The organism is Romboutsia sp., from assembly GCF_035470145.1.
Taxonomy (GTDB): domain Bacteria; phylum Bacillota; class Clostridia; order Peptostreptococcales; family Peptostreptococcaceae; genus Romboutsia_D.
Genome location: NZ_DATIRC010000311.1, coordinates 1 through 13091 on the forward strand (window position 1 = coordinate 1; position 13091 = coordinate 13091).

Consider the following 13091-nt stretch of genomic DNA (forward strand, 5'->3'; position numbering starts at 1 on the left):
GATATATCAACTGAAATATCTCCAATAGTAGGAAGTCAAAATCAAGGTGAAGAAATGGTAAAATATCTTCAAGAAGAATTTGAACAAAATCCTAGTGAGATATGGGCTTCAAATATGTTTGGGAAGTCTTTACATGATTTAGTCAAAGAACAATTACAAAGTAAATTATATACAATGCCAGAAGAAATAAGAGTAAAGATACAGAAAACTTTACAAAAAATTATAAATGAAGGTAGTATGAATATAATAACTATTTTGTTATAGGAATTAAGTGAAAAAGATTAATTTTATATATATAAAATTAATCTTTCTTACTAATATTAAATAAAAATAAAAAATACGGATTTAATATTCAGAAAATTTCAAAAAAAATAAAAGGGAAATTACATATTTTATTGAATTAGTATTTAACAGAGATTAAATCTATTAATAACTTACATTTATAAAATTGAATAGCCAATAAGATTTAACTTATGTTTAATTATTTTTTATTATTTTAATTTTTCTAGGGAGGTATCTTATGGAAGGTGTCATTAATGCAATTAATAATGTAATTTGGAGTAATTGGCTCGTATATTTATGTTTAGGAACGGGTGTTTATTTTTCTTTTAGAACTGGATTTTCTCAAGTTAGGCATATTAAAGAAATGGTAAAATTGCTATTTACAGGTGAAAAGTCATCAGAAGGAATATCTTCATTTCAAGCTTTATGTACGTCTCTTGCAGGTCGTATAGGAACAGGAAATATAGCAGGGGTTGCAACTGCAATAGCTATGGGTGGACCTGGAGCACTATTTTGGATGTGGACAATAGCATTTCTAGGAGCAGGATCAGCATTTGCAGAATCTGCATTAGCTCAAATTTATAAAGAAGAAGATAATGGCCAATATCGTGGAGGTCCGGCATATTATATTGAAAAAGGTCTTGGAAATACAACTTTTTCTAAGTGGTATGGAATAATATTTGCAGTAGCAACAGTACTAGGAACTGGATTATTTTTACCAGGTGTTCAATCTAATTCTATAGCAGTAGCAGTAAATAATTCATTTGGAATAAGTCCTAACATAGTGGCAGTATTTTTAATGGCATTATTAGCACTTATAATATTTGGAGGAATAAAAAGAATTGGTTCAGCAGCAGAGGTAATAGTTCCATTTATGGGTGGAATATATATACTAATGGCTGTAGCGATAATAATTGTTAATATAGGGCAATTACCAGGTGTAATAGCATTAATATTTAAGTCAGCATTTGGAGCAGAGCAGGCATTTGCAGGTATAATGGGTTCAACGATAGCTTGGGGAGTAAAACGTGGAATTTATTCAAATGAAGCTGGTCAAGGTACAGGACCGCAAGCAGCAGCAGCGGCTGAAGTTACACATCCAGCAAAACAGGGATTTGTTCAAGCATTTTCAGTATATGTAGATACATTATTTGTTTGTTCAGCTACAGGATTTATGATATTAATGACAGGAAGTTACAATGTAATAGGTAACGGTGGAGCAATGATAGTTGAAAATTTACCAGGTGTAGAATTTGGGCCAATGTTTACTCAAATTGCAGTAGACAGTTTAATACCAGGATTTGGAGGATCATTCGTTTCAATAGCATTGTTCTTCTTTGTATTAACTACATTGATGGCATATTATTATATAGCAGAAGTTAACGTAACATACATATCTAAAAAAATAGCAGGTAAAAGTAGTAAATTAGGAATAAATCTATTAAGAATAGTGTTATTAGGAGCAGTAGGATTTGGTTGCGTAAAAACAGCAACTCTTGCATGGACAATGGGTGATATCGGAGTTGGATCAATGGCATGGCTTAATATAATAGCTATACTTATATTATCTAATACTGCAATAAAATGCTTTAAAGATTATGAACGACAATTAAAAGCAGGAGTTCCAAGTGAAGAAATTACTTTTAATCCTATTGAATTAGGAATAGAAAATGCAGATTTCTGGGTAGAGAAATCAAAAAACAAATAATAAAATAAATAATAATCATATTTAATTTAAAAATTATAAGGGAGCTACTTTTTAAAGTAGCTCCTTTATAATTTGATGAATATGATTAGTTTATGATAAAAAATGCAAATACAAAATGGTTTTAGTAGAAAATATAAAAATAGTGTAATGCTTTTATGAATTATAATAAAAGGGAATACAATACAATTTGAAGAAATAATATAAAGGAATATTTATAGAAAGGAGATATAACCTTGAAAAAGATTAAACGCTCTAAGGTGTTAATATTAGGAGTATTTATATATCTTATATTTCAGATTGGATTAGTATTTATAAGTAGAACCACAGAAACAATAGCATTAGAATCAGAAAAATTAAACGCTAAAATAACTACCAAAGGTCTTTTTATAAGAGAAGAGTATCTTATAAAGTCAAATGAAAAAGGAATTATAGAGAAACTATATGATGAAGGTCAAAAAATAAAAAAATCTCAGAAAATAGCATATATATACAAAGATAACAAGATTAATAAAATAAATTTAGAAATACAAAACTTAAATAAAGAAATAAACGATTTGAAGATAGAGTTACAAAATAATTCTAATAAATTGAGTGAAGAAGTAGCTAAAATTCAACTTAAAACAAAACAAGAACAAAAGAAGATATTAAAAACTCAAAAAGAAAAAACTACATCATACTTAAAAACAGATATATCAGGAATAATTTCATATAAATTTGATGGAAATGAAAAAAAATATAATTTCGAAAATTTAGGTAAAATAACTAAAGAAGATATAGAAAACACAATTAATGATTATAATGATACGGTTAAAAATAATAATATTGTAAAGGAAGGTACCCCTGTTGCTAGAATTATAAATAACTATGTAACATATTTGGCTATATGTGTAAGTGAAAAAGAATCTAACCATTTTAGTATAGGTAATAATATTAAAATAAGCTTCAATGATAAAGAAATAGACGGAAAAGTATATAAAATATATCAAAATAAATCAGATATTGTAATTATATTCAAAATAGATAATCAAAATGTAGGAATTTACGATACAAGAGTAGAAGAATTTGATATAATATATAAGCAAATAGAAGGATTTAAAATACCTAAAAGTTCTATAAAAATAGTAGACAATAAAAAAGGTGTATATGTAGTAAATGATCAAACACAAGATATAGAGTTTGTTGAATTAAAAGGTATAGAGTATGAAAATGATGAATTCGTATTTATAGACTATTATAACAGCAATATAGATGGAATAAAAACTGTTAGTTTATACGATGAAATCATTTTAAGACCTAATAATATAAATAAAAATATTATAATGAAGTAGGTGAAAAAATGGTTAATATTAAAGAAAATTTAAGTAGTATAAGAAGCAATATAAAAAATTGTTCAACAAAAGTTAACAGGAATAGTGAAAAAATTAAGCTATTAGCAGTTACAAAAAATGTAGATGTAGATGCTGTACTAGAAGCTATAGAGAGTGGAGTAACAGATGTAGGGGAAAATAAACCACAAGAATTAGCTAGGAAATACGAAATAATAGGGGATAAAGTGAATTGGCACTTGATAGGAAGTTTACAAACAAATAAAGTAAAGTACATAATAGATAAAGTTTATATGATACACTCTTTAGATAGACAAGCTTTAGGTGAAGAAATACAAAAGCGAGCAGAGAAAATAAATAAAACAATAAACTGTTTAGTTCAAGTTAACATATCTAAAGAAGAAAGTAAGCATGGCTTAGAAGAAAAAGATGTGCTAGATTTTATAAAACATGTATCTTCTAACTACAAAAATATAAAAATTAAAGGTCTTATGACTATGGCACCTTTTAGTGAAGATGAAGAAGAAGTAAGAAAAGTATTCAAAGGTCTTAAGCAATTATCTATAGCAATAGATAAAATGAATATACATAATGTTTCGATGGAGTTCTTATCTATGGGAATGAGTAATGACTATGAAATAGCTATAGAAGAAGGTTCTAATATTGTTAGAATTGGAACATCAATATTTGGAGAAAGAAACTATAATAAACAATAAACTAATGAATAAATATTAAGGAGGTCGTTAATAATGGGAGATGGAATATTATCTAAATTTAAAAACTGGATAGTTGAAGAAGAAGAAGAAGATTACATTGAAGAGGAAGAAGAAGCTGTTTTTACTGAAGAATCAGAAATAGGTGAAGAAATAGGCACTACAATTAGAAATACTAACATTGTTAAATTGCATACTACAACTCAAATGAAGGTTGTAATAGTAGAGCCTAAGAAATATGATGAAGTTACAACTATAGCAGACCATTTAAAAAATAAAAGAGCAGTCATCGTTAACTTAGAAAACCTAAATGATGCTATAGCTCGTAAATCAATATTTGACTTTATGAATGGAGCCGTATATGTATTAGATGGGACTATACAAAAAGTATCTAAAGCTATATTTATATTAGCACCAAACAATGTAGATATAGATGCAAGTATAAAAAAGGAACTAGAAAATAGTAAGGCACTTTTCCCTTGGCAAAATAGTAAGTAGTAAAATATAAATTAGTAAAGGGGTTTTGAGATGCGTACAATAGGATTTGGTTTGTATTACCTATTTGATATATTAACATGGGTCATAGTTATAAGGAGTTTTATGACGTGGATTCCGAATGTAATGGAAAGTGATATGGGAAGACGTGTATATAATTTTTTATGTAATGTAACTGATCCAATAGAAGCTCCAATAAGATCTATAATGTATAAATATAGTAGTGGACCAGTAGATTTTTCTCCAATGATAGCGATATTATTATTAATGTTTTTAAAGAGAGTAGCATTAATGATGTTCTACTAAGGAGAGTTAAATGGACAAACTAAGATTAACTAATCATATAAAAGATATAGATTTAAAAAATAAAATGTTTAGAGTTATAGATAAAGCTAATAGCACTATAAAAAACTATGATGTGAGGCAAACTGATTTTTTAAATCCTTTTGAAATAAAGAATGCCATTGATATATTGAATTCAAATAGTGATATAAAATACACTGTTGATGGTGGCTATGACAATGCAGAAAGAAGTACTATATTTATATACCCATACTATATGGAGTATGAAGAAATAGAAAACAACCTTAAATTTATACAAATAGAAGGTAACTTTAAATTCAAGAGTATTTCTCATAAGGATTATTTAGGTGCGATTATGAACCTAGGAATAAAACGAGAAAAAATTGGAGATATTATTATACATGATAATTTTTGCCAAATTATAGTTAGCAATGATATTTGCGATTTTATAATAATGAACTTAAATAAAGTATCAAGAAATAATGTGAATTTATTTGAAATTTGTAAAAATGAAATTAAATACAATCCTCCAAATTATAAAGAGATATCATTCACTGTATCTTCAGGTAGACTAGATTGTATAATAAGTGGTTTATATAATATATCTAGACAAGATAGTATGAAATATATAAATGGAGAGAGAGTACAAGTAAATTATGAAAAGATAACTTCACCATCTAAAGAAGTAAAAAGTGAATCTTTAATTTCTGTTAGAGGTAAAGGAAGAGCAAAGGTAGTTCAAGTAGGAGATATTACAAAAAAAGGCAGAATAAAAGTTCAAGCTAAGTTAATGGTATAGGAGGAAATATATGCTAACTCCAATTGAAATAGAAAATAAAGAATTTAAAAAAGTTATAAGAGGATATAAAGAAGAAGAAGTAGATGAATTTTTAGATATAGTTAAAGAAGATTTTGAACAAATATATAGAGAAAATCTAGAACTTAAAGAAAAAGTAAGATTATACCAAGACCAAATAAATAAGTATGAAAATATAGAAGAAACTTTAAAAGCTACATTAATAACAGCTCAAAGTGCAGCTGAAGATACATGTAGTGCAGCTAATAGAAAAGCTAAAATAATAGTAGAAGAAGCTGATTTAAAGTCAAGGCAAGTTATAGAGCAAGCTAATAATCGTGTTATAGAAATAAGAAAAGAATATGACACAATGGTTAAAGAGTTTAAAATATTTAGAAATAAATTTAAATCATTACTAGAAGATGAAATAAGAAGTATAGATGAAATATTTTATAATGTAGATGATAGTAATATAAGTGGATTTGAAACTACAACAATGTATAATTTAGAAAAAGAAGAAGTTGCAGTTACAATAGATTAAGATTGTACAAAAAGATTGTGCAAAAAAATATTGACTATTCTAACAACTTGTTATAAAATTTCATATTATAACTAAAAAATCAAAAGCAATGATGGAGACAGTAAGCTTTAAAGAATTTCACAGAGAGTTGGGTATGCTGAGAACCAATAAATTTATAAAGTGGAAAATCACTCCTAAGCTGCAGGCTGAAAGATAAAAATCAATTAAGCTGAGCCGGTTAGTGCCGTTAAACTATACTATAGAGTGCTATATACATTTACTTATAAGAATTTGAGCAACGTAATATATTGAGAGCATGCGAAATATGTTCGTTGGCGAAATAACCAAGTAAATCTTTGTATGTAGAATTAGGGTGGTAACGCGATTAATACTCGTCCCTTTTATTAGGGGGCGAGTTTTTTAATTTAAAAAATTAAGTATCCATTATTTAGACATCTAGTTATAGCCTAAGTTAAGTTAGATAACAATTATAATATATAATTATATGAAAGGGTGATATTATGGCAAAGTTTAAGCCATTAGTAGATAGTTCTGTTAAGCAAGCAGAAGCAGAAGTTTCTAAGTATTGGAATGATATAGATATACTTAAGAAAACTTTAGAAAAAGGTGAAAATGATCCAAGTTTTGTATTCTTTGAAGGTCCTCCAACAGCAAATGGAAATCCTGGAATACACCATGTTATAGCAAGAACATTAAAGGACTCTGTCTGTAGATACCAAACTATGAATGGACATCAAGTAAAAAGAAAAGCTGGATGGGATACTCATGGATTGCCAGTTGAAATACAAGTAGAAAAAGAATTAGGATTGTCTGATAAGCAACAAATAGAAGCTTATGGAATAGATAAATTTAATCAGAAATGTAGAGAATCAGTTTTCTCTTTTGAAAAGCAATGGAGAGAAATGACTGAAAGAATGGCTTATGAAATAGACCTAGATAACCCGTACATAACTTTAGATAATAATTATATAGAGTCAGTATGGTGGATATTAAATAAGTTTAATAAAGAAGGATATATATATGAAGGACACAAGATACTTCCATACTGCCCAAGATGTGGAACAGGTCTTGCTTCACACGAAGTTGCTCAAGGATATAAGGAAATAAAAAACAATACAGTAATAGCTAAATTTAAAAGAAAAGATGCTGATGAATATTTCTTAGCATGGACAACTACTCCTTGGACATTACCTTCAAATGTTGCATTAACGGTAGGTTCAGAAATAGACTACCTAAAAGTTAAGCAAAATGATGAAGTTTACTATGTATCTAAGCCTTTAGCTAATAAAGTATTAGGTGAAAATTATGAAGTATTAGAAGAAATGAAGGGTAAAGATTTAGAGCATATACAGTATGAACAACTAATGCCATTCGTTGAAACTGATGAAAAAGCATTCTTCATAACTTTAGGAGATTATGTAACAACTGAAGATGGTACAGGCATAGTACATACTGCACCAGCATTTGGTGAAGATGACTATAACCTAGGTAGAAAGTATGGTTTACCAGTACTGCAACCAGTTGACGAATCGGGTAAATTTACATCAACTCCATGGGAAGGTAAATTCGTTATGGAAGAGGGCGTAGATGTTGAAATAATAAAATGGCTACATGCTGAAAATAAATTATATAGTAAAGAAAAAGTAGCTCATAATTATCCACACTGCTGGAGATGTCAAACTCCACTTGTATACTATGCTAAGCCAAGTTGGTATATAGAAATGACTAAGTTAAAAGACCAATTAATAGCAAATAATAAAACAGTTGAATGGTATCCAGCTTTCGTAGGAGAAGGTAGATTTGGTAACTGGCTAGAAAACTTAAATGATTGGGCAGTATCAAGAAGTAGGTATTGGGGAACACCACTTAACATATGGAAATGTGAATGTGGACACAAAGATTCTGTAGGTTCAAGAGCGGAACTAGCTGAAAAAGCTATAGAAGATGTAAACCCAGAAACTGTAGAATTACATAGACCGTATGTTGATGATATACATTTAAAGTGTGAATGTTGTGGTGAGTCAATGACAAGAGTAACAGATGTTATAGACTGTTGGTTTGATAGTGGAGCTATGCCATTTGCGCAACATCACTACCCATTTGAAAATAAAGAAAACTTTGAAGAATTATTCCCAGCAGATTATATCTGTGAAGGTATAGATCAAACTAGAGGATGGTTCTACTCATTACTTGCTATATCTACATTTGTTATGGGTAAAGCTCCATACAAAAAGGTTTTAGTTAACGATCTTGTATTAGATAAAGAAGGAAAGAAAATGAGTAAATCAAGAGGGAATACAGTAAATCCATTTGAGTTATTTGATCAATATGGAGCAGATGCTTTAAGATGGTACTTACTATATGTATCTCCGCCATGGACTCCAACTAGATTTGACGTAGATGGATTAAAAGAAGTTCAAAGTAAGTTCCTAGGAACTATGAAGAACGTATATAATTTCTTCACATTATATGCAAATATGGACAAAGTAAACCCAACACAATTCTTTGTAGATTATAAAGATAGACCAGAATTAGATAGATGGATATTATCTAAGTTTAATAACTTAAAGAAAGAAGTTGAAGAAAACTTAGCAATATTTGAATTAAATAAAACGGTAAGAATGATACAAGACTTTATAAATGAGGATTTATCTAACTGGTATATAAGACGTTCAAGAAGAAGATTCTGGGCAACTGAATTAACAGGAGATAAGAAATCAGTTTACAATACAACTTATGAAATATTAACTCAGTTATGTCAATTAATAGCACCATTTGCTCCATATATATCTGAGGAAATATACAGAAACTTAACTGAAGAAATGTCAGTGCATTTAAGTACTTATCCAAAAGCTAACTTAGAGGTAATAGATAATGAGTTAGAAGAAAAAATGGACTTAGTTAAAAACTTAGTTACTTTAGGTAGAGCATCAAGAGAAGCTACTAGAATAAAAGTACGTCAACCAATACAAAAAGTATTAGTAGATGGTAAATTTGAAGATAACATAAGTGATGTAGTTGACTTAATCAAAGAAGAGCTTAACGTTAAAGAAGTAGTATTTGCTAAAGACCTAGGAGAATATATGAACTTTAGCTTAAAGCCAAACTTTAAAGAATTAGGACCAGTATTAGGGGCTAAGATGAAGTTCTTTGCAGGAGCATTAAATAAATTAAATCCAAGTGAAGTTGTACCTCAATTAGAAAATGGAGAAAGTTTAACTATTGATATAGATGGAGAAAACTTTGAATTTAATAAAGGACATGTATTAGTTAATATAGCTGCGAAAGAAGGATTCAATGTATCTATGGAAAATAACTTATTCGTTATACTAGATACTACATTAACTAATAGTTTAATAGAAGAAGGATATGCAAGAGAATTTATATCTAAAATACAACAAATAAGAAAATCAAGTAACTTTGATGTATTAGATAATATAGATATAGATTTCTGCTCAGATGATGAAATAGCACAAGCTATAGAAAATTATAAAGATTATATAAAAACGGAAACTTTAGCTTTAAAAGTAACTAGAGTTGAAGATGAAAGTTTAGAAAAACATAACTTAAATGACCATATGACAGGAATAAAAGTTATAAGAAAATAATTAAAAAAATCCCTATAATGCTCAAAAATATTATAGGGATTTTTACATATTATAAATTCATATCTCTAAATTTATCAATAGTAATGTTTTTGTTAATATAGTTAAAGTGGATTTTTTATATACTAAATCAATAGAAAAGCTAAAAATAGTAACTATGTATAATTTAAAACTTATTTAGAATCATGTATTTAAATTTTGAGAAAAGATAGATGGAAATAGATTAAATTTGAATTTTCTGCAAAGTTAAGAAAACCTTTACATATTACATTTTAAAATATATAATGAAATAGGGATAGTAAAGTGCATATATACATAAATAGGGGTATGTTATATGTTAGGAATAAGTAATGTAAGGTTTCAACATAATCTATATAAAGTTATGTTGTAAAAGTGGGGGAAAAATTGTTGCGGTAGTCACATTAATGAGCGTGGATATGCTCATTAACAAAAATTAAGTAACTTTAGTTAGAAAATTAAATCAAAAGCCATGAAGATTTAAATTATAGGGGTGTACTTAGTATTCCTTTGTATAACTTCATGGTTTTTTTGAGTGGATTTGTATAATATTATTTATAATTAGTAAAATGAACAGTAATTGTATTTACACATTTATCAACATCTATGCTAACGTTAATAATACGAGATATAGTACTGAATATATACATGAACTTGAATATGTAAATTAATAATTTTAAATATAGGAGTATTTTTAAACTAATATGTTTATAATATTTATATAACTATATAGTTGACAAATTTTAGTGTAGAGCATATTATAAAATAAGAAATTAATAATAAAATCCTAAGAAAAGGATTAGTAGCTAAAATAACTTTAGTACAGAGAGTTAAGGGTGCTGAGAACTTAACATAAAGAATTTAGTGAATGGACCTTGGAGGAGTAAGGTGAAATACAATTGTAAACTAGCCGATATCGTGACTGCACGTTATAGCAGATGTTGAGGGATATGTATTTAAAATACATATAAATTAGGTGGTACCGCGGAAAATATATCCGTCCTATAGTTTAATATAGGGCGGATTTTTTAATACAAAAAATATAAAATATAGGAGGCACTCATGAATAGAATAGGTATAATAGGTGCAATGGACGAAGAAGTAGATATATTAGTTGAATTAATGGATGTTAAAGAAACTATAGAAAAAGCAAGCTTAAAATTCTACAAAGGAACATTAGAAGGAAAAGATATAGTATTAGTGAGATGCGGAATAGGAAAAGTAAATTCAGCATTATGCGCACAAATATTAATAAGTGAATTTGATGTAGATGCAGTGGTAAATACAGGTGTTGCAGGAGCGCTACATTCTGATTTAGATGTATATGATATAGTAATATCAACAGATGCAATACAATACGACTTTGATACAACTGTATTTGGACACAAAAAAGGTGTAATACCAAGAATGGATAATTCAACTTTCATAGCAGATGAAAGGCTTGTAAAAGCAGCATTCGAGTCTTCTGTGGAAGAAACTAAAACACACAAAGTGGTTAAAGGAAGAGTAGTTACAGGTGATATGTTCATAAGTTCTAAAGAATTAAAAGATGAATTAGTAAATGATTTTGGTGCGTACTGTGGAGAAATGGAAGGAGCAGCTATTGCTCATGTATGTTCTTTAAATAAAGTACCGTTTGTAATAATAAGAGCCATGTCTGATAAAGCTGATGGAACTGCAGATGTAGTGTATGAAGAGTTTGTACAAGATGCAGCTCATAACTCTAAAGACATAGTACTTAATATGTTGAAATCAATATAGGGGTGAGATGAATGAGTGAAAAAAAAATAATATTTAGTGGTGCTCAGCCATCTGGAAAAATGACTTTAGGAAATTACTTAGGAGCTATACAAAACTGGACTAAGCTTCAAGATGAGTATAATTGCTTTTATAGTGTAGTTGATTTACATGCTATAACAATACCTCAAGAAGCGAAGGATTTAAGAGCCAATACTATGCAATTGCTTGCTCAATATTTAGCTTGTGGGTTAGACCCAGAAAAAAATACTATATTTATACAATCTCATGTAAGTGCTCATACAGAACTTATGTGGATATTAAATACAATGACTTACATGGGTGAATTAAGTAGAATGACTCAATTTAAAGATAAGTCACAAAAAAGTGAAGCTAATTTAAATGCAGGATTATTCACATACCCAGTATTAATGGCTGCTGATATACTTTTATATCAAACAGATTTAGTACCAGTAGGAGAAGATCAAAAGCAGCATCTAGAGTTAGCTCGTGATTTAGCATCTAGATTTAATAATAGATATTCTGAAACATTTAAGATACCAGAACCATATATACCAAAAGAAGTAGGAAGAGTAATGAGCTTACAAGAACCTACCAAAAAGATGAGTAAGTCTGACTCTAATGAAAATGCATTTATTCTTCTAGCTGATGATGCAGATACAATAAGAAGAAAAATAAAAAGAAGTGTAACAGATTCTTTAGGTGTTGTAAGTTACAATGATGAACAAGCAGGAATAAAGAATTTATTAGACATATATTCTCAACTAAGCAATAAGTCTATAGAAGAGTTAGTTGCTATGTATGAAGGAAAAGGATATGGAGTGTTTAAAGAAGATGTAGCAGAAGTAGTTGCAGAAACTTTAAGACCAATAAGAGAAAAATACAATGACCTTCTAAATAATAAAGATTATTTAGAAAATGTATATGCTATGGGTGCAGATAAAGCTGAAAGGCATGCTAGAAAAACTTTAAGAAAAGTATACAAAAAAGTAGGATTAATAGAAAGAAAGTTTTTACCAAGATAGTGTATAAAGTTAAAGAAAAATGAAAAGGATTATATATAAATTTAGTAAATAAATTTGTATATAATCCTTTTGTATTTTTAGACGAAAAACTTCACATACTATTTATATGAAAAGTGTTTTATAAAAGGATGTGATGTATATTAAGTATAGAGAAGATAATAACCTTCATGAACAAAATCCTATAAATATGAGAGATCTTGATAAGGCTATGAATGAGCTGAATTTATGTGAAAAAACAACAGAAGATTTAGGACTAATAAGAAGATATTTAGAAAGACTAACTTTAATAATAGAAAGAAGTAGAATTAGAGACTATATGATGTTAGCCGACAGTAAAAGAAGGTTATTTTTAATAAATTTCGTTGCAGGACTTGGTAAGGGGTTTGGTCAAGCTATAGGACTTTCTGTTTTAGCAGGATTACTATTTTATTTATTAAGTAGTTGGGTAGATTTGCCTGTAATAGGAGAACATATAGCAAGATTAATGGATATAGTAGATAATTATAGAAAGAGGTAGATGCA

The 13091-nt window shown here is 28.4% G+C and carries 12 protein-coding genes and 2 other annotated features; all 12 genes read left to right on the top strand.

Annotated features, from left to right (window positions below):
* On the top strand, positions 1-264 hold a 264-nt coding region (locus VLM92_RS12590), incomplete at its 5' end, for a sporulation stage IV protein A (RefSeq protein WP_325276682.1).
* A 256-nt stretch (positions 265-520) separates the two neighbouring features.
* The gene (locus VLM92_RS12595) at positions 521-1990 is read left to right on the top strand and encodes an alanine/glycine:cation symporter family protein (RefSeq protein ID WP_325276683.1); all 1470 of its coding nucleotides are present in this window, start codon (positions 521-523) and stop codon (positions 1988-1990) included.
* 233 nt (positions 1991-2223) lie between these two features.
* Positions 2224-3318 (top strand): HlyD family efflux transporter periplasmic adaptor subunit, encoded by a 1095-nt coding sequence (locus VLM92_RS12600; RefSeq protein ID WP_325276684.1) that lies wholly within the window; start codon positions 2224-2226, stop codon positions 3316-3318.
* An 8-nt stretch (positions 3319-3326) separates the two neighbouring features.
* Positions 3327-4031, top strand: a complete 705-nt coding sequence (locus VLM92_RS12605) for a YggS family pyridoxal phosphate-dependent enzyme (protein ID WP_325276685.1) — start codon at positions 3327-3329, stop codon at positions 4029-4031.
* 33 nt (positions 4032-4064) lie between these two features.
* Complete coding sequence (locus VLM92_RS12610; RefSeq protein WP_325276686.1) at positions 4065-4526, top strand: cell division protein SepF; 462 nt, start codon at positions 4065-4067, stop codon at positions 4524-4526.
* A gap of 30 nt (positions 4527-4556) precedes the next feature.
* A complete protein-coding gene (locus VLM92_RS12615; RefSeq protein WP_325276687.1) occupies positions 4557-4829 on the top strand; it encodes a YggT family protein in 273 nt (90 codons plus the stop codon).
* 10 nt (positions 4830-4839) lie between these two features.
* Positions 4840-5625, top strand: coding sequence for an RNA-binding protein (locus VLM92_RS12620; protein WP_325276688.1), 786 nt, complete (start codon positions 4840-4842; stop codon positions 5623-5625).
* 10 nt (positions 5626-5635) lie between these two features.
* Entirely contained in the window at positions 5636-6163 is a 528-nt protein-coding gene (locus VLM92_RS12625) for a DivIVA domain-containing protein (RefSeq protein WP_325276689.1), read from the top strand.
* Between the two features lie 79 nt (positions 6164-6242).
* Positions 6243-6545, top strand: a binding site (T-box leader).
* A gap of 118 nt (positions 6546-6663) precedes the next feature.
* Positions 6664-9771 carry an isoleucine--tRNA ligase gene (gene ileS / locus VLM92_RS12630; protein ID WP_325276690.1) on the top strand — a complete coding sequence of 1036 codons (3108 nt, stop codon included), beginning with the start codon at positions 6664-6666 and terminating at the stop codon, positions 9769-9771.
* Between the two features lie 795 nt (positions 9772-10566).
* Positions 10567-10794 (top strand) — a binding site (T-box leader).
* 54 nt (positions 10795-10848) lie between these two features.
* Positions 10849-11547 (top strand): 5'-methylthioadenosine/adenosylhomocysteine nucleosidase, encoded by a 699-nt coding sequence (locus VLM92_RS12635; protein ID WP_325276691.1) that lies wholly within the window; start codon positions 10849-10851, stop codon positions 11545-11547.
* Positions 11548-11558: 11 nt separating this feature from the next.
* Positions 11559-12569 carry a tryptophan--tRNA ligase gene (trpS, locus tag VLM92_RS12640; RefSeq protein ID WP_325276692.1) on the top strand — a complete coding sequence of 337 codons (1011 nt, stop codon included), beginning with the start codon at positions 11559-11561 and terminating at the stop codon, positions 12567-12569.
* Positions 12570-12702: 133 nt separating this feature from the next.
* The gene (locus VLM92_RS12645; protein WP_325276693.1) at positions 12703-13086 is read left to right on the top strand and encodes a DUF5665 domain-containing protein; all 384 of its coding nucleotides are present in this window, start codon (positions 12703-12705) and stop codon (positions 13084-13086) included.
* Positions 13087-13091 lie beyond the last annotated feature (5 nt).

Excerpts from the sequence above, each read along its gene's own strand:
- VLM92_RS12595 (WP_325276683.1), top strand. The coding sequence starts at position 521 with ATGGAAGGTGTCATTAATGCAATTAATAATGTAATTTGGAGTAATTGG.
- VLM92_RS12605 (WP_325276685.1), top strand. The coding sequence starts at position 3,327 with ATGGTTAATATTAAAGAAAATTTAAGTAGTATAAGAAGCAATATAAAA.
- VLM92_RS12610 (WP_325276686.1), top strand. The coding sequence starts at position 4,065 with ATGGGAGATGGAATATTATCTAAATTTAAAAACTGGATAGTTGAAGAA.
- VLM92_RS12615 (WP_325276687.1), top strand. The coding sequence starts at position 4,557 with ATGCGTACAATAGGATTTGGTTTGTATTACCTATTTGATATATTAACA.
- VLM92_RS12620 (WP_325276688.1), top strand. The coding sequence starts at position 4,840 with ATGGACAAACTAAGATTAACTAATCATATAAAAGATATAGATTTAAAA.
- VLM92_RS12625 (WP_325276689.1), top strand. The coding sequence starts at position 5,636 with ATGCTAACTCCAATTGAAATAGAAAATAAAGAATTTAAAAAAGTTATA.
- ileS (WP_325276690.1), top strand. The coding sequence starts at position 6,664 with ATGGCAAAGTTTAAGCCATTAGTAGATAGTTCTGTTAAGCAAGCAGAA.
- VLM92_RS12635 (WP_325276691.1), top strand. The coding sequence starts at position 10,849 with ATGAATAGAATAGGTATAATAGGTGCAATGGACGAAGAAGTAGATATA.
- trpS (WP_325276692.1), top strand. The coding sequence starts at position 11,559 with ATGAGTGAAAAAAAAATAATATTTAGTGGTGCTCAGCCATCTGGAAAA.
- VLM92_RS12645 (WP_325276693.1), top strand. The coding sequence starts at position 12,703 with ATGTATATTAAGTATAGAGAAGATAATAACCTTCATGAACAAAATCCT.